This window comes from Cellulomonas sp. SG140 (assembly GCF_025770785.1).
Taxonomy (GTDB): Bacteria; Actinomycetota; Actinomycetes; order Actinomycetales; family Cellulomonadaceae; genus Cellulomonas.
This window is the reverse complement of the sequence record NZ_JANZLA010000006.1, coordinates 204,575-224,693: the sequence shown is the minus strand read 5'-3', so window position 1 is coordinate 224,693 and position 20,119 is coordinate 204,575. Positions and strand designations below refer to the sequence as shown.

The window sequence follows — 20,119 nt, the reverse complement described above, 5'->3', positions numbered from 1 at the left end:
GCAGCGATGCCCGGTTAGGGCCCTATTGTCCGGTTATGGACCGGTAGACGTGCCGGTCGTGCGTCGCGCGCCCCGATGACTCGGTCGGCCCGCGACGGCCAGCAGAACGGGACCGGAGCAGGTCATGGGTCGTCGTACCACCGTCCGCCGGGCAGTCGCCGCATGGACCGTCGCCGCCGTCGCGGGAGCCCTGGGGCTCGTGGCGCTCGCGGTGCCGGCCAGCGCCGCCGACCCGTGCGGCGCCGGCAGCAACCCGATCGTCTGCGAGAACTCCAAGCCGGGGACGGACCCCTCGGTGTGGGACATCTCGGGGGCTGGTGACGCGAGCATCCAGGGCTTCGCCACCGACATCTCGGTCAACGTCGGCGGGACGATCGGCTTCAAGATCGACACCGCCGCGTCGGCCTACACGATCGACATCTACCGGACCGGCTGGTACGGCGGGCTCGGCGCCCGCAAGATCGCCTCGGTGACGCCGTCGGCCACGCTGCCGCAGAAGCAGCCGCAGTGCATCAGCGACGCCACGACGGAGAACTACGACTGCGGCAACTGGGCGATCTCGGCCACGTGGACGGTGCCCACCACCGCCGTGTCCGGCGTCTACGTCGCCAAGCTGACCGACCCGAAGCTCAACGACTCCAGCCAGATCACGTTCATCGTCCGTGACGACTCGAGCCACTCGAGCATCGTCATGCAGACGTCCGACCCCACCTGGCAGGCGTACAACACGTACGGCGGGTCGGACTTCTACCAGGGCGGCGGACCGGGTCGCGCCTACAAGATCAGCTACAACCGCCCCGTCTCGACCCGCGGCCTGAACAGCGGCCGCGACTTCTACTTCAGCTCCGAGTACGCCACCGTCCGCTTCCTCGAGCAGAACGGGTACGACGTCAGCTACGTGTCCGGCGTCGACACCGACCGCTACGGCGCGCTGCTGAAGAACCACAAGACGTTCCTGTCGGTCGGGCACGACGAGTACTGGTCGGGGGCGCAGCGGGCCAACGTCGAGGCGGCCCGGGACGCCGGGGTCAACCTCGTGTTCCTCAGCGGCAACGAGGTGTACTGGCGCACCCGTTACGAGCCGTCGATCGACGGGACGTCGACCAGCTACCGGACGCTGGTGTCCTACAAGGAGACCTGGTCGGACGCGAAGATCGACCCCTCGCCGCAGTGGACGGGCACCTGGCGCGACCCGCGGTTCGCTCCACCCTCCGAAGGTGGCGGGCTGCCGGAGAACGGTCTGACCGGCACGCTGTACATGTCCAACAACACGGACCTGGCGGTCCAGGTCTCCTCGACCGAGGGCAAGCTGCGGCTGTGGCGCAACACGTCGTTGGCGTCGCTGTCCCCGGGCACCACGGCGACCCTGGCCGCGCACACCGTCGGGTACGAGTCCGACGAGAGCCCGGACAACGGCTTCCGGCCGGCAGGGCAGATCTTCCTGTCCACGACGGTCGGCGCGGTGCCGCAGTACCTGCAGGACTTCGGGACGGTGGTGCAGCCGGGCACGACGACCAACCACCTCTCGCTGTACCGGGCCGCCAGCGGTGCGCTGGTGTTCTCGGCGGGCTCGATCCAGTGGTCGTGGGGCCTGGACCAGACGCACGACGGGGACGGCGCGGCGGCCGACCCGCGGATGCGGCAGGCGATGGTCAACCTGCTGGCCGACATGGGCGCCCAGCCGCTGACCCTCGACACCAGCCTGGTCGCGGCCACGGCCTCGACCGACACGGTCGGCCCGACCACCGTCATCACGTCGCCGATCGCCGGTGCGGCCGTGCCCAACGGCACCAACGTCACGGTCACCGGCACGGCGTCGGACAGCGGCGGCGGGGTCGTCGCCGGCGTCGAGGTGTCCACCGACGGTGGGACGACGTGGCATCCGGCGACGGGGACGACCAGCTGGTCGTACACCTACCAGCAGGCGGGGCTGGGCAGCACCCCGATCCTGGCGCGCGCGACCGACGACAGCGCCAACACCGGAGCGACAGCCTCGGTGTCCGTCGGTGTCTCCTGCCCCTGCACGCTGTACGGGTCCACGGTCCCGGCAGTGCCGGCGGCGTCCGACACGTCGGCCGTCGAGCTCGGTCTGAAGTTCTCCACGACGACCGCCGGGTACGTCACCGGCGTGCGGTTCTACAAGTCCACCGCGAACACCGGGACGCACGTCGGCTCGCTGTGGACCAGCTCGGGGCAGCGGCTCGCGTCGGTGACGTTCTCCGGCGAGTCGGCCAGCGGCTGGCAGCAGGCGACCTTCTCCCAGGCGGTCCCCGTGCAGGCCGGGACCACGTACGTGGTCTCCTACACCGCTCCCGCCGGTGGGTACGCCGTGCAGAGCGGGGCGTTCTGGTACGCGGGTCGGACGCAGGCACCGTTGGCGGCGCCGGGCGGGTTCGGCACCTACGGCGGCGTCTACGCGGCTGCGGGAGCCTTCCCGACGCAGACGTACGGGGCGTCGCAGTACTACGTGGACGTCCTGTTCTCGGACGTGAACACCACCCCGCTGACCATCAGCGGTCAGTCGCCGCTGCCCGGGTCGACCAGCGTGCCGTCCGGGACGCCGATCCAGGTGACGTTCTCCAAGGACGTCACGGCCAGCTCCGTCGCGCTCACCATGGTGTCCTCCAGCGGGACGTCGGTGGCCGGCACGACGACCTACGACTCGACCTCCCGCGTCGCGACGTTCACGCCCGGCGCCGCGCTGGCCGCGTCGACGAAGTACACCGTGACGGCGGCGGCCACGTCGAACACCGGCGGCGTCAGCGGCGGGGCGTCGTGGAGCTTCACCACCGCGGCGCCCGACCAGGTGGCCGGCGGCTCACCCGTCTCGCTCTACAACGACTCGGCGACCCCGGCCACGCTCGAGGTGCCGGACTACTCGGCGGTGACGCTCGGCACCCGGTTCGCGAGCAGCTCCGACGGCGTGGTCAACGGCGTGCGGTTCTACAAGGGGCCGAACAACGGCGGCACGCACGTCGGCGCCCTGTGGGCGGTCGGGTCCAGCACCCCGCTGGCCCAGGTGACGTTCACCAACGAGAGCACCGAGGGCTGGCAGACGGCGACGTTCTCCACGCCGGTCCACATCACCCATGACACCGAGTACGTCGTCTCGTACCGCACGACGGTCGGGCGCTACTCCGCCACCGCCGGCGCGTTCTCCGGCACGGGCGTGCAGCGTGCGCCGCTCCGGACGGCGAGCGACAGCGGCATGTACTCGTACGCCGACGCGTACCCCGGCTCCACCACGTCCACCAGCTACCTGGTCGACGTGGTGTTCACCCCGGCGGCCCAACCGCTCACCGTCGTCTCGCAGACACCCGCCGACGGCGACGTCGGCGTGTCGACGGGGACGACCGTCTCCGTCACCATGAGCGCCCCGCTGGCCTCGGGCGCGACGCTGTCGCTCGCGACCGGGTCCACCCCGGTCACCGGCACCAGCGCCGTGTCCGCCGACGGGCTCACCCTCACGTTCACCCCGGCCGCCGCCCTGGCCGCCGGCGTGACGTACACGGCGACGACGAGCTCGCTCACCTCCACCGGTGGCGTGACGTCGGCACCGGTGACGTGGTCGTTCACCACCGCCAGCGCAGGCGGCTGCCCGTGCACGCTGTTCGGTTCGGTCGCACCGCAGACGGCGGCCGCCAACGACGCGTCCTCCGTGGAGCTCGGTGTCGCGTTCACGCCCACGCAGAGCGGGCTGATCACCGGCGTCCGGTTCTACAAGGGGACCGGCAACGGCGGTACCCACACCGGCACGCTGTGGAGCTCGACCGGGACGGCGCTGCGCACGGTGACGTTCACCGGTGAGACGAGCAGCGGCTGGCAGACGGCGACCTTCAGCACGCCGTACGAGGTCACGGTCGGCACCACCTACGTCGTCTCGTACCTCGCACCCCAGGGTCACTACGCGGTGACGTCGAACTTCTTCACCGCGGACGTCGTCAGCGGGCCGTTGACGGCACCGGCATCGGGCAACGGGCGCTACCTGTACGGCGGCGGCTTCCCGACGAACACCTGGCAGCAGTCGAACTACTTCGTCGACGTGCTGTTCACGCTCGCGCCGCCGAGCCCGCCGACGGTGACGTCCACGGCGCCACCGGCCGGTGCGACCGGCGTCTCCACGGGCGCCACGATCTCGGCGACCCTGTCCAAGGCGCCGGCGTCGGGTACGCCCACGCTGGCCCTGACCGGTCCGTCCGGTGCGGTCGCCGGTGCGGTGTCCTACGACAGCACCTCGCTGACGGTGACGTTCACGCCGTCGGCGGCGCTGGCCGCCGGCACGTCGTACTCGGCGGCGGTCAGCCTCGGCGGGACGGCCCTGACCGGCGGGTCGTGGACGTTCACCACCGCGGCGCCCGCGCCGACGGCCGTGACCATCTGGCCGGACAGCACCGTCCCGACCTACCCGTCGTGGAACGACCCGGCCACCGTCCAGGTCGGCACCACCTTCACGGCGAGCGTGGCCGGTTCCGTGACCGCGATCCGCTTCTACAAGGGAGCGGCGAACACCGGCACGCACACCGTGATGCTGTGGGGTCCGAGCCAGACCCTGATGGCGCAGGCGCCGTCCACGTCGGAGTCGGCCTCCGGCTGGCAGACGGTTCCGCTCCCGGCACCCGTCACGCTGACCGCGGGTCAGACGTACGTCGCGTCGTACCTGTCCTCGACGGGTGGGTACGCCGTCACGCCCAACATGCTCGCGAGCCCCGTCACCTCCGGTGTGCTGTCCACACCGGCGGGCGCCGGTGCCTACGTCTACGGCTCCGGGTTCCCCGGCTCGTCGTCGAACGCCTGGTACGGGGTCGACCTGGTGTTCGTCCCGGCGGGCTGACGCGAGCCGCTCGACGCCGGACGGTCCGCGGGAACACCGCGGGGCGTCCGGCGTCGTGCTGCTCCGAACGGGTTGTTCACCCCGCAGCACCGGGGTGAAAACCCGACATACCGGGTCACAGCGGGCGCATCGCCCGTGAGACTGGACGGACCGAGCGAATCGAGGGACGTCATGACCGACCAGTTGCGCGCCGCCGTGATCGGCGCCGGCTACTGGGGCCCCAACCTGGCCCGCAACTTCCGCACCAGCCCCGACTGGGACCTGGTGGCCGTGTGCGACCTGGACGAGAGCCGTGCCCGCCGCGTGGTCGGGGCGCGTTCGACGGTCGAGGTGATGACGTCCGTGGACGACCTTCTGGCGCGCGACGACATCGACGCGGTGGCGGTGGCGACGCCCGCCCGCACGCACGCCGCCCTGGTCACCGCGGCCCTGCGCGCCGGCAAGCACGTCGTCGTGGAGAAGCCGATCGCCGACGGCGGCGCGGCCGCGCGGCAGATGCGGGCCCTCGCGGCCGAGGTGGACCGCGTCCTGATGGTCGACCACACGTTCTGCTACACGGCGCCGGTGCTGAAGATCCGCGAGCTGATCGCCGACGGCGCGCTCGGCGACATCCACTACGTCGACTCGGTGCGGATCAACCTCGGTCTGGTGCAGCCCGACGTCGACGTGTTCTGGGACCTCGCGCCGCACGACCTGTCGATCCTCGACTTCATCCTCCCCGGTGGACTGGTGCCGACCGGCGTGGCCGCCCAGGGCGCCGACCCGCTCGGTGTCGGCCAGGCGTGCGTCGGCTACCTGACGCTCCCGCTGCCGGACGGTGCGATCGCGCACGTGCACGTCAACTGGCTCAGCCCCACCAAGATCCGGCAGGTGGTGATCGGGGGCAGCAAGCGCACGATCGTGTGGGACGACCTGCAGCCGCAGCAGCGGGTGACGGTGTACGACCGCGGGATCGACCTGGTGGCCGGCGCCGGCGCCGACGCGGCGCAGAAGCGGGCCGTGAACATCTCCTACCGGCTCGGCGACGCGTGGGCCCCCGCCCTGCCGGAGCGGGAGGCCCTCGGCGTGATGGTCGGTGAGCTCGCGGCGGCGATCCGTGAGGCGCGTGCCCCACGCACGGACGCGAGCGCCGGGATCCGGGTCCTGGACGTGCTCGAGGCGGCCTCGCTCTCGCTCACCGACGGGGGTCGGTTGACGCAGCTCCGCGACACCGTCGCGCAGCCGATGGCGGGGGTGCTCGCATGACCGCCCTCGCCGGAGCTCGTGTCCTGGTGACGGGTGGTGCGGGGACCATCGGCTCGACGATCGTCGACCAGGTGCTCGACGCGGGCGCCGCGCACGTCGTCGTGCTGGACAACCTGGTGCGCGGCCGTCGGGAGAACCTGGCGGACGCGATGGCCAGCGGCAAGGTCGAGCTGGTGGTGGGGGACCTGCGTGACCGTGACCTGGTGCACGACGTGACCCGCGGTCAGGACCTGGTGTTCCACCAGGCGGCGATCCGGATCACCCAGTGCGCCGAGGACCCGCGGCTGGCGCTCGAGGTGCTGGTGGACGGCACGTTCACCGTGCTCGAGGCGGCCGTGGCGGCCAAGGTCGACAAGGTCGTCGCCGCCTCCAGCGCCTCGGTCTACGGGCTGGCGGAGGAGTTCCCGACCACCGAGCGGCACCACCACCACAACAACGACACCTTCTACGGCGCGGCGAAGTCCTTCAACGAGGGGATGCTGCGCAGCTTCAGGGCGATGTACGGCCTGGACTACGTGGTGCTGCGGTACTTCAACGTGTACGGGCCGCGGATGGACGTGCACGGCCTGTACACCGAGGTGCTGGTGCGCTGGATGGAGCGGATCGCCGACGGCAAGCCGCCGCTGATCTTCGGTGACGGGAAGCAGACGATGGACTTCGTCTTCACCCGGGACATCGCCCGCGCGAACCTGCTCGCCGCAGCCTCCGACATCCGCGACGGCGTCTACAACGTCGCGAGCGGGACGGAGACGAGCCTCCTCGAGCTGGCGCAGGCGCTGCTGCGCGCCATGGACTCCGACCTCGAGGTGGAGCACGGCCCGGAGCGGGCGGTGAACGGGGTGACCCGGCGGCTCGCGGACACCACCGCCGCGCGGGTGGACCTCGGCTTCGAGGCGACCGTCGGGCTCGAGGACGGGCTGCGCGAGCTGGTGGAGTGGTGGCGCCCGCAGCGCGAGCAGATCGCGGCGGGCCGGGCGCTGAGCGGGGCGGGTGCCTGATGTCGCGGATCAACGTGATGCAGCCCTGGTTGGGCCCGGAGGAGATCGCGGCGGTCACCGAGGTGATCGCGTCCGGCTGGGTGGCGCAGGGCCCGCGGGTCGCCGCCTTCGAGCAGGCGTTCGCGCAGGCGATGGACGTGCCGCACGCCGTGGCGACGTCGTCCTGCACCACGGCGCTGCACCTGGCGCTGGTGGTCGCCGGCGTGCAGGCGGGCGACGAGGTGGTGGTGCCGTCGTTCTCCTTCGTCGCCACCACGAACGCCCCGACGTACGTCGGCGCCCGACCCGTGTTCGCCGACGTGGACCCCGTCACCGGCAACCTCACGGCCGAGACGGTGGCCGCCGTGCTGACCGACCGCACCCGCGCCGTCGTGGTGGTCGACCAGGGCGGCGTGCCGGTCGACCTCGACGCCATCCGGGCGGTGACCGACCCGCGCGGGATCGTCGTCGTGGAGGACGCGGCGTGCGGTGCCGGCTCGACGTACCGCGGCCGCCCTGTCGGTGCCGGTGCGGACGTCGCCGCGTGGTCCTTCCACCCTCGCAAGATCGTCACCACGGGGGAGGGCGGCATGCTGACCACCCCGCACGAGGAGTGGGCCGCGCGGGCACGTCGGCTGCGGGAGCACGCCATGAGCGTCTCCGCGGCGGCCCGGCACGCCAGCGTGCTCGCCCCGCCTGAGGAGTACCTCGAGGTCGGCTACAACTACCGGATGACGGACCTGCAGGCGGCGGTCGGGATCGTCCAGCTGGGCAAGCTGTCGCAGGTGGTGGCCCGCCGCAGGGAGATCGCCGCGACGTACGCCAAGCACATCGCCGACATCCCCGGGCTCCGCGCGGTGGCCGACCCTGCCTGGGGGACGTGCAACTTCCAGTCGTTCTGGGTCGAGGTGGGACCGGAGTACCCGCTCGACCGGGAGGGGCTGCTGGCGCACCTGGCCGACCAGGACATCTCCGCCCGGCGCGGGATCATGGCGTCCCACCGGCAGCCCGCGTACGCCGCGACAGACCACGTCCCTCTGCCGGTGACCGAGCACCTGACCGACACCACGCTGATCCTGCCGGTGTTCCACCAGATGTCGGAGTCGGAGCAGCACCGCGTGGTCGACGCGCTCCGCAGCGCCGGGCAGTCCGCATGAGCGGCACGCCCCTGGTCCTGGTCACCACGTCCGGCCTGGCGCGGGAGGTCCTCGCGCTGCTCCGGATGCACCCGATGTACCAGGTGGTCGGCTTCGTGGACGACGACCCGGTCCGGCAGGGCACCACGGTCGACTGCGTCCCCGTCCTCGGACCGGTGCAGGCCCTCCGCGACCGCCCAGACGTCCAGGTGCTGGTCTGCGCCGGTCGCGGGTCGGTCCGCGAGGCCCTCGTGGGCCGGCTGGAGCAGCTCGGCGTCGACGAGCAGCGGTACGCCACCGTGGTCCACCCCGGGGTCGAGGTGCCGCCGGGCTGCAGCGTCGGTGCCGGCAGCATCCTGCTGGCGGGCACCGTGCTCACCGCCGCGGTGACCGTGGGCCGGCACGTCGCGGTGATGCCGCACGTGACGCTCACCCACGACGACGTGGTGGAGGACTACGCCACGGTGTGCGCCGGCGTGCACCTGGCCGGCCGCGTGCGCGTCGGCAGGGCGGCGTACCTCGGCACCGGTTCCACGGTCCGCGAGGACGTGCAGGTCGGTGCGGGCGCGACGCTCGGCATGGGCGCGGCGCTGGTCGCCGACCTGCCGGCGGGGCAGACGTGGGCGGGCGTGCCGGCCCGCCACCTCGCCGCCGCGGTGCGGGTACCCCGGCACGGCGTGAGCGCACGGGTCGAGACGACGGACGACGCGGGGCCGGGGACGGCCCCGGACGAGCAGAGAGCAGGGGCAGCATGAGCATCCCGTTCGTGGACCTGAAGGCCCAGCACGCGGAGGTCGCGGACGAGGTCCGAACCGGCCTGGACGAGGTGTTCGCCGCCACGGCGTTCGTGGGCGGCCCCGCGGTCAGCGCCTTCGAGGCGGACTACGCGGCCTATGTCGGCGCGGCGCACTGCGTCGGCGTCGCCAACGGCACCGACGCGCTCGAGCTCGCGCTGCGCGCCGTGGGGGTTCGCCCTGGTGGCGAGGTGATCATCCCGGCCAACACGTTCATCGCGACGGCGGAGGCCGCCTCGCGCATCGGTGCCGTGCCGGTCCCCGTGGACGTCGACCCGGTGCACCTGCTGATGGACCCCGCGGCGGTCCGGGCCGCAGTGGGTCCGCGCACGGAGGCGATCGTCCCGGTGCACCTGTTCGGCCAGGTGGCGCCCGTCGAGGAGCTCGGCAAGATCGCCGCCGACGCCGGCGTCCCGCTGATCGAGGACGCCGCCCAGGCGCAGGGCGCCCGCCGCAACGGCCGCTCGGCCGGCACGTTCGGGCTCGCGGCCGGCACCAGCTTCTACCCGGGCAAGAACCTCGGCGCCGCCGGTGACGGTGGGGCGGTCACCACGTCGGACGCCCAGGTCGCCCGGTCGGTCCGGGTCATCGCGGCGCACGGCTCGGCGCACAAGTACGACCACGAGGTGATCGGCTTCAACTCGCGCCTCGACACGGTGCAGGCCGTCGTGCTGGCCGCGAAGCTGCGGCGCCTCGAGGCGTGGAACGCCGCCCGTCGCGCGGCTGCGGACCGCTACGCCGTGCTGCTGGACGGTGTCGACGCGGTGCAGCTGCCGACGACGGCCGAGGGGAACGAGGACATCTGGCACCTGTACGTGGTGCAGGTGGAGGAGCGCGACCGGGTCCTGGCCGAGCTGTCGGCCGCCGGTATCGGGGTCGGCATCCACTACCCGACGCCGGTCCACCTGACGGCCGCGTACGCCGACCTCGGTCTGGGTCGCGGCGCCTTCCCCGTCGCCGAGGCGGCGGCGGACCGCATCCTGTCCCTGCCGATGTTCCCGCACCTCACGGCCGGGCAGCAGGAGCAGGTGGTGGAGCAGCTCGCGCGCTCCGTGGCGCGGACGGCTCCGTGACGACGCCGCAGCCCGAGCAGCCGGGGGCGCGCAGCCGAGCCCGGCGGCCCGTGGCTGCGGACGGACGCCAGGCCCCGATGAGGGTTCTCGTCTGCCCCGCGATGATGGAGATCGGCGGCAGCCAGCTCAACGCCATCGAGCTCGCGGCTGCGGTCCGCGACCTCGGTCACGAGGTGGTCGTGTACGGACCGCCCGGCGTGCTCGTCGAGCGCGTGCTGGCGTCCGGCCTCGAGCACGTCGTCGCGCCGCGCGAGAACGCGTGGCCCACCCGCGCCGGCATCGCCGCGCTGCGCAGGCTCGTCCGGGACCGCGCCATCGACGTCGTCCACGCGTACGAGTGGGGCCCCGCGGTCGACGCGGCGCTGGGTCCGCACCTGGTGACGGGCGTGCCGCTGGTGGTGACGGTGCTGTCGATGTCGGTGCCCGACGTCGTGCCCCGCGAGGTGCCGCTGGTCGTCGGGACCGCCGACCTCGTCGCCGGCTCCGCGGGACGTCGCGGCCCGACGCTGCTGATGGAGCCGCCGATCGACACGCGCAGCAACGCGCCGGGGGGTGAGGCGCAGGCGCGCGCCGCGCTGGGCCTGCAGCCCGACGACGTGGTGCTGGCGGTGGTCGGCAGGCTGGTGGACGACCTCGGCAAGCTGCCCGGGGTGCTCGACGCCATCGCGGTCGTCGACCAGCTGGCGGACCGGGGGGTGCGCCTGGTCGTCGCCGGCGGTGGTCCCGGGCTCACGGCGGTCCGGCAGGCGGCCGAGGAGGTCAACGACCGCCGGGGCCGCCGCGTGGTCGTGGTCACCGGCCCGCTGCTGGACCCTCGGGACGCGTACGCCGCCGCGGATGTGGTCCTCGGCATGGGCAGCTCGGCGCTCAAGGGCATGGCCTTCGGCAAGCCCCTGGTGGTCCAGGGTGCGGAGGGCTTCTGGCGGCGGATGGACCCGACGACGGTCGACGAGTTCCTCGCCCAGGGCTGGTGGGGGGTCGGCGGCCGCGGCCGGTCCGACCTGCTGGACGCCCTCCTGCCGCTGCTCGAGGACGAGGCGCTGAGGGCACGGCTCGGAGCGGTGGGTCGGGCCCTGGTCCAGGAGCGGTTCAGCCTCGAGCGTGCGAGCCGCTGGCTGGTGGACCTCTACGAGCGTGCGGTCGACGAGCGGCCGACGACCACCCGACGCGTCGCGGACGTCGTCGCCACCGCCGCCCGGGTCGCGCGCCTGAAGCTCGCGCTCGCCCGCGACGGGCTGGGGCAGCGGCATGCCGCCGAGGAGACCGCCGGCGCGGCCGCGCAGGTGGTCGCATGACCGGCACCGCACCGTCCGGAGCCCTCGGGACTCGCGTGCGCCGCGGGTTGGCGTGGAGCGCGCTGAGCACCGTCACGCTGCGGGTCGGCGGGTTCCTGGTCGGCATCGTGCTGGCCCGGGTGCTCGGGCCGTCGGAGTTCGGCGTGTACGCCGTCGCGCTGACCGTCCAGGCGGTGCTGGTGACCCTCGCCGACCTGGGGCTCAGCGCGGACCTGATCCGCTCCCACGAGCCCGAGCGGCTCGCGCCGACGGTCGGTCTGCTCTCGCTGGTCGCCGGTGGTGTGCTGACCGCCGGCATGGTGGCGACGGCCCCGCTCGTGGCGACCGCGATGGGCAGCCCCCAGTCGGCGCCCGTGGTCGCGGTGCTGTCCACCACGCTCCTCCTCGCAGGGGCCGGGGTGGTGCCGTACGCCGCGCTGCAGCGGGCCTTCGAGCAGAAGAAGATCTTCGCCATCGCCGTCGTCGACTTCGTCGTCGGCACCGCCGTCACGCTCGGGCTGCTCGCCGCCGGCTGGGGCGCGATGGCGCTGGCGGTCGGCCGCGTGGCGGCGCAGCTGGTGACGCTGGTGCTGCAGTTCGCGCTGACTCGCACGCGCCCGCGGTTCGGGCTCGACCGTGCGGTGCTGCGGCCGACGCTGCTGTTCGGCCTGCCGGTCGCGGGGGCCAACCTGCTGTCCTGGGCACTCCTCAACGTGGACAACGTCGCGGTCGCCCGGCTGCTCGGCTCCACCGCGCTCGGGTTCTACGTGCTCGCGTTCAACATCTCGAACTGGCCGATGTCCGCGATCGGGCAGGTGGTGCGCTCGGTCGCGCTGCCGGCGTTCGCGGTGCAGGGCCGCGCCCGCACCGACCAGGGCCGGTCGGCGGGCGACGACCTCTCGCCGGCCGCCGGGCTGGCCGCCGCGGCGGCGCTGCCGGCCGGGGTGCTGCTGGCCGCCCTGGCGACCCCCGTGGTGCGCGTGGTCTACGGCGACGTGTGGCGGCCGTCGGTGCCCGTGCTGGCGGCGCTGGGACTCTTCGGGGCGATGCGGGTGCTGTTCGACCTGTTCGCGTCGTACCTGCTGGCGAGGGGCCGGTCCCGCGCGGTGCTGCTGGTGCAGGTGGTGTGGTTCGTCGCCCTGGTGGTCGGCGTGGTGGTCGGTGCACGCGGTTGGGGCATCGCCGGAGCCGGTTGGGCGCACCTCGTGGTCGCCCTCGTCGTCGTGCTGCCCGCCTACGTCTGGGCGCTGCGCGGCGCCGGCGTGCCGTGGCGGCCCCTCGGCCGCGCGCTCGTCCGTCCCGCGTCGACGTCGGCGCTCGCCGGCGTCGCGGCAGGCGGCCTCGCCCACCTGGTGTCGATGCCCGCGGTGTCCCTGGTGGTCGGTTGCGTCGTGGGTGGCGCGGTGTACGCGGCACTGACCCTCCGCTGGTTCCGCGGTGCCGTGGCGGGCCTGCGCCGTGGCAGCGCGGAGGTCGAGCCAGGAGCGGGGCCCGAGCCGGCGTCGCCCGCCGAGGCGGGCCCGGTCACGCCGGGCCGCACGGTGGCCGGCGCGGCTCTCGGTACGACCGGGCTGGCGCCATGACCGCCGACCGCAGCACGCTGGCGCGCACCCGCTCGGGGCGGGTGCGGCACATCGTGCCGGTGGCGCTGCGCACGCGTCCGCACGTTGCCGTCGTCGTCCCGTGCTTCAACTACGGCCGGTTCCTGCGCGCGGCGGTCGGCAGCGTGCTGACCCAGCCGGGGGTCGACGTCAGCGTGGTGGTGGTCGACGACGCGTCCACGGACGACAGCCTCGAGGTGGCGCGCTCGCTGGCCGCCGCCGACCCGCGGGTGCAGGTGATCGCGCACGGGTCCAACCGGGGGCCGGTCGAGACGTTCAACGACGGTCTGGCCGCCGCACGCGGCGACTACCTGGTCCGCCTGGACGCCGACGACCTGCTCACGCCGGGTTCGCTGGCGCGCGCGGTGGCCGTCGCAGAGGCGTTGCCCGACGTCGGCCTGGTGTACGGGCACCCCGTGCACTTCCACGGCGACCCGCCGCCGCTGCGGCGCGGCCGGGACCGGGCCAGCGGGTGGACGGTGTGGCCGGGCACCCAGTGGCTCGCGGACCGCTGCGCCGACGGCACCAACGTGATCACCTCGCCCGAGGTGGTGATGCGCATGTCGGTGGTCGAGCGCGTGGGTGGCCAGCAGCCGCTCGCGCACACGCACGACATGGAGATGTGGTTCCGGATCGCGGCGTTCGCCGACGTCGCGTACGTGCGGGGCTGCGACCAGGCGCTGCACCGCGAGCACGCGGACAGCCTGTCCGCGCGGCAGGTCGACGACGTCAAGGACCTCGAGCAGCGTCTCGAGGCGTTCGAGGTGCTGTTCGCCGGCGTCGTCAGGGAGGTCCCGGGCGCCTCCGTGCTCCGCAGCACCGCCCTGCGCGCCGTCGCCCTGCGCGCCCTCGAGATCGCCTCGCACCGCCTGGACCGGGGCCGCGCGTCGGACTCGGTGACCCAGGGACTGGCCTCCGTCGCGCTCCGCGCGTGGCCCGAGGTCGTGGGGCAGCCTGCCTGGGCGCGGCTCCAGCGCCGGCTGCAGGCGCCGGGTGGCTGGTCGCCCCGGCGTCCGGCGGCCGTGCTCGCCTCGGCGGCGTCGCGCGTGGAGGCCGAGCGTGCCGTCCGGCGGTGGCACCGGCACGGCGTGTACGGCGGCACGCGCTGACCGGTCCGTCCGCCGGGCGCGCACCGTGCGCCCGCCGCCGTGGTGACGCCGAGGTCAGCCCAGGATCGTCCGGAAGGCCGCGCCCAGGTCCTCGCGCAGCCCCTCGTCGGAGTACCGGGCGAGGATCGCGTGGGACGCCTGCCGACCGAGCCGGCGTCGCTCCGCCTCAGGCAGCTCGGTCGCGGCGAGCGTCGCCTCGACCAGCTCGAGCGTGCCGGTGACGGGCCGGCACAGCTGCGGGTCGAAGAACTCGTCGCCACCGCCGCCGGTGTAGCCCACCACGTAGCACCCGCTGGCCATCGCCTCCGCCGGCGGCAGGCCGAACCCCTCGAGCTCGGAGAAGCTGACGAACACCGAGCAGCGGCGCATCAGGTCCGCGATCGCCCGTTCGCTCAGGCCGGAAGCGGCCACCGTGGTCCAACCCGTCCTGCGGCTGGCCATCACGTGCTCGAGCAGCTGCGCCTCACGACGCCGGTGGGCACGGACGTAGCCGAGCACCGGCTCCCGAGGACCGTCCGGCCCGGGGTGGAACACCGCGCCATCCACCACGGGCCGGCACAGGTGCACCGGCAGCTGCGGGAACGCGAGCTCCAGGAAGCGCCGGTTGTCCTCCGACACGGTCATCAGCCCGATCAGCGACGGCAGACCGGCGTACGGCGCACCTGGTCCCGCGGTCGGCGGCAGCTCGTCGTACGTGCGGTAGGCGTTCTGGTTGAACACCACCACGCGCACGTCGGCCGGGAGGGCGTGCAGGCCGATGCCGTAGTACTCGGGCACGACGAGGACGTCCTGCGGTGACAGCACGAGGTCGCGCGGGTAGACGATCCGCGTGTCGTTGTCGAACCAGGTGCACCGGAACCCCTCCCGCGCGTGCAGCACGGCCGCGGGGATGCCCATGGCGTTGAGCGTGTCGACGTGCCGGTACAGCACCCGGACGCCGCCGCTGGGGCTGTCGAGGTGCGGGGTCAGGTAGTACGCGGTCGGCGGTCCGACGGGCCGGCCCACCCGGAGCTGGGGCAGCTGGCGTGGCCGCAGGTGCCGGACGCCCGCGGTCGCCAGCCGCGCCGAGTCGGCGAGGCGGTCACGCAGACCGCTCACGGCGCACCGGTGACGACGTCCCGGCGGCTCGCCGGACGGGCGCGGGCTGCGTCGGCTCGGCGGGGCACGCGGCCACAGTAGCCACTCAGGTCAGGCCTGCCGGGAGGGGTCCCGGAAGATCACCCGCGTCCGGCCGGGGTGCGGCGGCCGCCGCCGGATCCGGGTCCGCGCCGGCGCGCGCGGTCAGGCGCGACAGGGCCGCCACGAGACCGAGGAACAGGAAGAGGCAGCCGGCGACCTGCGGGAAGCCCAGGGCGTCGAACGTCGCGGCGGCCGCGGCGGCCGAGGCCAGGCCTGCCACGAGGCTGACAGCCAGGCTGCGGTCGGCCACCGAGGGGAGGCGTCGGCCCATCCGCACGGCGACCACGGCCGCGGTGACCAGCAGGGCCAGGAACGTGGCCAGGCCCACCAGCCCGGTCTCGACGACCGTGCCGAGGTACTGGTTGTCGAGGATGTGGTACCGCGGCAGGAAGGTGCCGAAGCCGCGCCCGAACAGCGGGTCGAGGCCCACGTAGTGCAGCGCGATCCCGTAGGAGTCCACCCGGGACAGGGCGCTGTTGTCCGAGGAGATGCCGGTGAACAGCCGGGTCATGGTGCCGAGCAGGCCCGGCACGGCCACGTACACGGCACCGAAGCCGGCGACCAGGGCCACGTAGGCCCAGCGGCGCCGCTCCTTGGGCCACGTCGGCAGCACCACGACCAGGACGAGGGCCAGCCCCAGGATCGCGGAGCGCGACAGGGTGACGGGGATCGCGGCCCCGATGGCGACGACGGGGAACCAGCGGCGGAGCGGTCCGCGCCGCCGGTCGTTCAGGGCCAGGTGCAGGGCGAGCGGGAGCACCATCGTCAGGAGCACGCCGAACTCGATCGGGTGCGTCGAGGTCCCGGCCGCGCGGGAGAAGCCGTTCCGCGCGAACACCCCGGTCACGGCGCTGTTCTGGGTGAGGCCGGGGATGACGATCCGGTCGACGAAGGCCGTGCCGGTGGTGAACTGGAGCAGGCCCACCAGCGCACCGACCGCAGTACCGGCGACGACCACCCGGAGCACGTCGTCCAGCCGCTCCCTGGTGGTGATTCCGTCACCGGCGACCAGCAGGATCCCCGCCCACGACAGCACGACGAGCATGCCGCGGTCGGCGGCGCTGAGCTCGACCCCCTCGATCGGTCGCGTCACGGCGACGATGTACGACACCAAGGTCGCGAACCAGAACACCCCCATCGCGAGCTGGACGGGCCGCCGGGTGCGGACCTGCGGCAGGCGGGCGAGGAAGTGGCTCGCTGCCCACCAGAAGGCACCGGCCATCCCGAGCACCTGCGCCGGGCTGCCCGCGGAGCCCAGTGGCGCGAGCACCAGCTTGGCGGGCAGCACGAGCAGCAGCACCGCCCACAGCCGGAGGAGGCTCGCGGCGTCCGGGCGGCGGGCGCCGAGGTCGACCACGTCCGGCGTGGGCTCGAACGGCGTCGAGAGGTCAGCGCCGCGCGCCGTGCGGTTCATGCGAGTCGGTCGGCACGGTCTCGTGGGGCACGGTCTCGTGGGTCGGCTTGGCCTGGTCGGGGACGGCCGGTCGCGGCGCGGGCGCGGTGCCAGGGCGACGGCGCGGCCGCCGTGCGCGACGACCGAGCAGCGTGTCGACGACCCGTACGACGAGCACAGTCCCGGCCAGCCCGACGACGGCGACGGCGACCATCGCACGCGTCTGGCTCTTCGTGTCCCGCGTCGGCGCGGCGACCCGGGCGACCTCGGTGATCCGGATCGCGAGCGAGTCCTGCACGCCGACGTCCTTCTGGAGCTGGGCCAACCGGACGGGGGCTTCCCGCACCACGGCGTCGAGCAGGTCCATCGCAGCCTGCGGGGTCGCGGCCGACGCGTCGACCACGAGGAGGGGGCCGCTCGCGTCGGTGTCGCGCGCGACGGTGTACTTCGACGACCCGCCGGCGGGTGCGTGCTGGTCGTGGAACGTGCCGCTGTTGAGCGCACGGACCAGGACGTCGGCCGCCGGGTTCAGGCCGCCGATGCCGAGGAAGGGGTTGGCGGGGGTGTCCGTCGTGGTCTGCGGGGGGATCAGCACCAGCGACGACTGCGCGGTGTACTGCACCGCGACGGCGAGCGTGGTGCCGTAGGCCATGGCCCCGGTGGCGAGGAGCCCCAGCAGGACCAGCCACCAGCGTCGGCGGAGCTGGGCGAGGATCTCGCTGAACTCCATCCGGGATGCTCCTCGTCGCGACGGTCCGGTGGGCTCGGACGTTGTCACAATGCTCTCATCCGACGAACTGGGCGCCGGATCGTGACGAGGTGAATTGGTGGAGATGCCGTGAGCCTGCACCGGACGCTGATCCGTGCTGCGCGGTCACCCGTCGCGGCGACGATCGTGCTGCTCGGGACCGGTGCGGCGGCGTGGAACGCCTGGGAGCAGCCGTCCGCCACGGTGGTCGGAGAGGTCCGCGTCGTCCTCCTGCCGCCGGACCACGCGCTGCCCAACGCCCTCGCGGAGACCACGACCTCCCTGATCAGCCTGGCGGGGGTCGTCGCCCGCGGGGTCGAGGGGTTCGAGGGGCCGCAGACGGTGGACTCGGACGTCACGCTGGCCAGCCAGGGTGTGCGGCTGGGCTACAGCGTCCGTCAGCCCAGCCTCGGCGGTCAGTGGGAGACCTCCTTCCAGGACCCGGTGGTCGACGTGCAGGCCGTGGGCCCGACCCAGGAGGTCGCGGCGACGCAGCTCGGCCTCGGGCTGGCCCGCGTGGGCTCGGAGCTGACGAAGATCCAGGACCGCGAGTCGGTCCCGGCAGACCAGCGGGTGCGCGTGCGGCTGAGCCCCGCCGACCCCGTGTACACCCTCCAGAAGGGGAGTCGCACGCGAGCCCTCGCTGCGACGGTGGTGGCGGGCGCCGTCGCGCTGGGTACGTGGTGGCGGCTGCGGCGGGCCACGGGTGCGCCGCGACCGCGCCGCACCGCCGAGACCGACCTGCCCACCCGCTGACCGACCGGCCGCCGGTCGGTCCATGATCCGGGATGTCGGGATCGTGGGGGTTCCGCCCGGATGCGTCGGATGGTGCACTGGGTGACGCCGGGACGTCCGGCGACGGGGTCCAGGTCCCGTGCTGCACTGCGACGGAGGTCGGCCGGTGACGCTGCCGCCCCGCGACCTGCCGCGACGGTTCGTCGCGGGCGCCCGCGCGCGGCGGTGGCTGCGACGCGGTGCCGTGGCCGTCGTGGCGGTGGTTCTGGCCGCGGCCCTGCTCGTCGCCGACCGACCCGCGCCCGCGGCGGCCGAGTCGATGTGGGGTGATGCGCCGCCACCCGGTGTGCAGGTCGCCACCGACCCGCTAGCGGTGAACCTCGGGACCGCGTTCCGTCCGACGGTCCCGGGTCTCGTCGTCGGGCTGCGCTACTGGAGCGCCGGAGCGGCGTCGACCGGGCCCGACGCAGCGCTGTGGGACGCCACCGGCCAGCTCGTGGTCGGTGCGCGGTTCGGGCCGGCGCGCGCAGCGGGTTGGCAGACTGTCATGCTGGCCCACCCGGTGCGCCTGAGCGCCGGCACGGCGTACGTCGTCTCCTACCACGTGACCTCCGGCCGCTACCCCGTGACCCAGGGGTTCCAGGGCGGCTCCCGGTCGCCGCTGCTGCAGGTCGACCCCGGCGCGTCGGGCGTCTACGGCTACGGCGGCGACGACGTGTTCCCGACGCAGAGCTGGCGCCAGTCGCAGTACTGGGTGGACGTCGTCTTCCGTGGCGATCCCGGTGCGAGCCCGCAGGTCCTGGCGGCCTCGGCACCCACGACGACGCCGTCCGAGGTCTCACCGGCCGACTCGCCGACGCCGTCGGTCAGCCCCGTCACGACGCCGACGCCGACCGCGGCGCCGAGCACGCCGGCGCCGACGCCCCGTCCCAGCCCCCGCCCGGCGGCACCCCCGGCGAAGGCGCCACCCGCGGCTGCCGCACCCGCGGCACCGCCGCCGCCCGCCTCCGCCAAGCCCGGCGCCGGCAACACCGGTGTGCCCGCCGGGACCGTGCTCTCCCCGGCCGACGGGTTGACGGTCACGACGCCGAACCAGGTGCTCAGCGGGTTGGACATCCACGGCGGCGTGGTGATCCAGGCGCCCGGCGTGGTCATACGGGCGTCGCGGATCACCGGTACGGACACCAACGGGGTGCTGGTGCAGTCCGGCAGCGTCACCATCGTGGACACCGAGATCTCGGGCTTCGAGAACGCCATCGCGGGCGACGACTGGACGGCGCAGCGCGTGAACATCCACTCGGTGACGGGTGACGGCGTCAAGCTCGGCAGCCGCGTCACGCTGCGGGCCAGCTGGATCCACGACCTGACGCCGGCGCCCGGCGCCCACGCCGACGGCGCGCAGATGCAGGACGGTGTGAGCAACCTGCTGGTGGCGGGCAACACCATCGAGCCCGGTGACCCTGCGAACTCCGCGATCTTCCTCGCGCCGGACCTCGGTCCGAGCACCGACGGGCCGGTCACGGTGACCGGGAACTGGCTGGACTACGGCGGCTACGCGCTGTTCTGCCTCGACGGTGCCAACGGCCGCTACGTGGTCCGGAACATCACCATCAGCGACAACCACTTCGGGGCGAACTCCGGCTTCGGTGAGTTCCGGATCACCGTCCCCGTCACCTTCACCGGGAACGTCGACGCCGCGGGGCGGCCGCTCAGCCTCTGAGGCGGGTGCGAGGGAGGCTGCTGCGTCTCGGTGACCTGCAGGTCTGCTGCGTGCAGGGGACCTTGGTCGCGGTCGGAGGCCGGGTGCCGGGGTGAATCCAGCGACGGGACGGTCCGTACCAGGTATTTGTTCGCGACGGTGGCGAATTTGGGCCAACCACAGTGTGATCTGCGACACATTTGCGCGGACGGTCTGTCCGGTTACGTCGTGAACGTCCTTCGCCCCATATCACAGATAGATCACGGATGCGTTGGACCAAAGGGGTGAATTGGCTTCCTTACAGTGACACGAACGGGTGAACCCA

Annotated in this window: 14 protein-coding genes; 11 read left to right on the top strand and 3 right to left on the bottom strand. The window is 73.6% G+C overall.

The genetic code is table 11. The features are described 5' to 3' along the window. Positions 1 to 124: 124 nt before the first annotated feature. The 9 genes from N0B34_RS12880 (at position 125) to N0B34_RS12840 (ending at position 14,040) form a co-directional block, all read left to right on the top strand. Positions 125 to 4,831, top strand: coding sequence for a DUF4082 domain-containing protein (locus N0B34_RS12880; protein ID WP_263731798.1), 4,707 nt, complete (start codon positions 125 to 127; stop codon positions 4,829 to 4,831). Between the two features lie 171 nt (positions 4,832 to 5,002). Beyond that, a complete protein-coding gene (locus N0B34_RS12875) occupies positions 5,003 to 6,076 on the top strand; it encodes a Gfo/Idh/MocA family protein (protein WP_263731797.1) in 1,074 nt (357 codons plus the stop codon). After that, a complete protein-coding gene (locus N0B34_RS12870) occupies positions 6,073 to 7,074 on the top strand; it encodes an NAD-dependent epimerase/dehydratase family protein (protein WP_263731796.1) in 1,002 nt (333 codons plus the stop codon). Before N0B34_RS12875 ends, N0B34_RS12870 begins: the two co-directional genes overlap by 4 nt. Then, on the top strand, positions 7,074 to 8,210 hold the full coding sequence (locus tag N0B34_RS12865) for a DegT/DnrJ/EryC1/StrS family aminotransferase (protein WP_263731795.1): 1,137 nt from the start codon (positions 7,074 to 7,076) through the stop codon (positions 8,208 to 8,210). Before N0B34_RS12870 ends, N0B34_RS12865 begins: the two co-directional genes overlap by 1 nt. Further along, positions 8,207 to 8,944: a NeuD/PglB/VioB family sugar acetyltransferase gene (locus tag N0B34_RS12860; RefSeq protein ID WP_263731794.1), complete on the top strand. Its 738-nt coding sequence runs from the start codon at positions 8,207 to 8,209 to the stop codon at positions 8,942 to 8,944. The genes N0B34_RS12865 and N0B34_RS12860 overlap by 4 nt, the downstream gene beginning before the upstream one ends. Next, positions 8,941 to 10,056 (top strand): DegT/DnrJ/EryC1/StrS family aminotransferase, encoded by a 1,116-nt coding sequence (locus N0B34_RS12855; RefSeq protein ID WP_263731793.1) that lies wholly within the window; start codon positions 8,941 to 8,943, stop codon positions 10,054 to 10,056. Before N0B34_RS12860 ends, N0B34_RS12855 begins: the two co-directional genes overlap by 4 nt. 77 nt (positions 10,057 to 10,133) lie before the next feature. Next, the gene (locus N0B34_RS12850; protein WP_263731792.1) at positions 10,134 to 11,351 is read left to right on the top strand and encodes a glycosyltransferase family 4 protein; all 1,218 of its coding nucleotides are present in this window, start codon (positions 10,134 to 10,136) and stop codon (positions 11,349 to 11,351) included. Further along, the gene (locus tag N0B34_RS12845; protein ID WP_263731791.1) at positions 11,348 to 12,913 is read left to right on the top strand and encodes a lipopolysaccharide biosynthesis protein; all 1,566 of its coding nucleotides are present in this window, start codon (positions 11,348 to 11,350) and stop codon (positions 12,911 to 12,913) included. Before N0B34_RS12850 ends, N0B34_RS12845 begins: the two co-directional genes overlap by 4 nt. Beyond that, positions 12,910 to 14,040, top strand: coding sequence for a glycosyltransferase family 2 protein (locus tag N0B34_RS12840; protein ID WP_263731790.1), 1,131 nt, complete (start codon positions 12,910 to 12,912; stop codon positions 14,038 to 14,040). Before N0B34_RS12845 ends, N0B34_RS12840 begins: the two co-directional genes overlap by 4 nt. 54 nt (positions 14,041 to 14,094) lie before the next feature. Here N0B34_RS12840 and N0B34_RS12835 read toward each other — a convergent pair whose 3' ends face one another. The 3 genes from N0B34_RS12835 to N0B34_RS12825 form a co-directional block, all read right to left on the bottom strand. Further along, positions 14,095 to 15,138: a glycosyltransferase gene (locus N0B34_RS12835; protein ID WP_263731789.1), complete on the bottom strand. Its 1,044-nt coding sequence runs from the start codon at positions 15,136 to 15,138 to the stop codon at positions 14,095 to 14,097. Positions 15,139 to 15,223: 85 nt separating this feature from the next. Next, a complete protein-coding gene (locus N0B34_RS12830; protein ID WP_263731788.1) occupies positions 15,224 to 16,633 on the bottom strand; it encodes an O-antigen ligase family protein in 1,410 nt (469 codons plus the stop codon). Further along, positions 16,608 to 17,342 (bottom strand): hypothetical protein, encoded by a 735-nt coding sequence (locus N0B34_RS12825; protein WP_263731787.1) that lies wholly within the window; start codon positions 17,340 to 17,342, stop codon positions 16,608 to 16,610. Before N0B34_RS12825 ends, N0B34_RS12830 begins: the two co-directional genes overlap by 26 nt. A gap of 108 nt (positions 17,343 to 17,450) precedes the next feature. Here N0B34_RS12825 and N0B34_RS12820 point away from each other — a divergent pair, with 108 nt between their 5' ends. Then, positions 17,451 to 18,116 (top strand): hypothetical protein, encoded by a 666-nt coding sequence (locus tag N0B34_RS12820; protein ID WP_263731786.1) that lies wholly within the window; start codon positions 17,451 to 17,453, stop codon positions 18,114 to 18,116. 145 nt (positions 18,117 to 18,261) lie between these two features. After that, entirely contained in the window at positions 18,262 to 19,815 is a 1,554-nt protein-coding gene (locus N0B34_RS12815) for a DUF4082 domain-containing protein (protein WP_263731785.1), read from the top strand. Positions 19,816 to 20,119 lie beyond the last annotated feature (304 nt).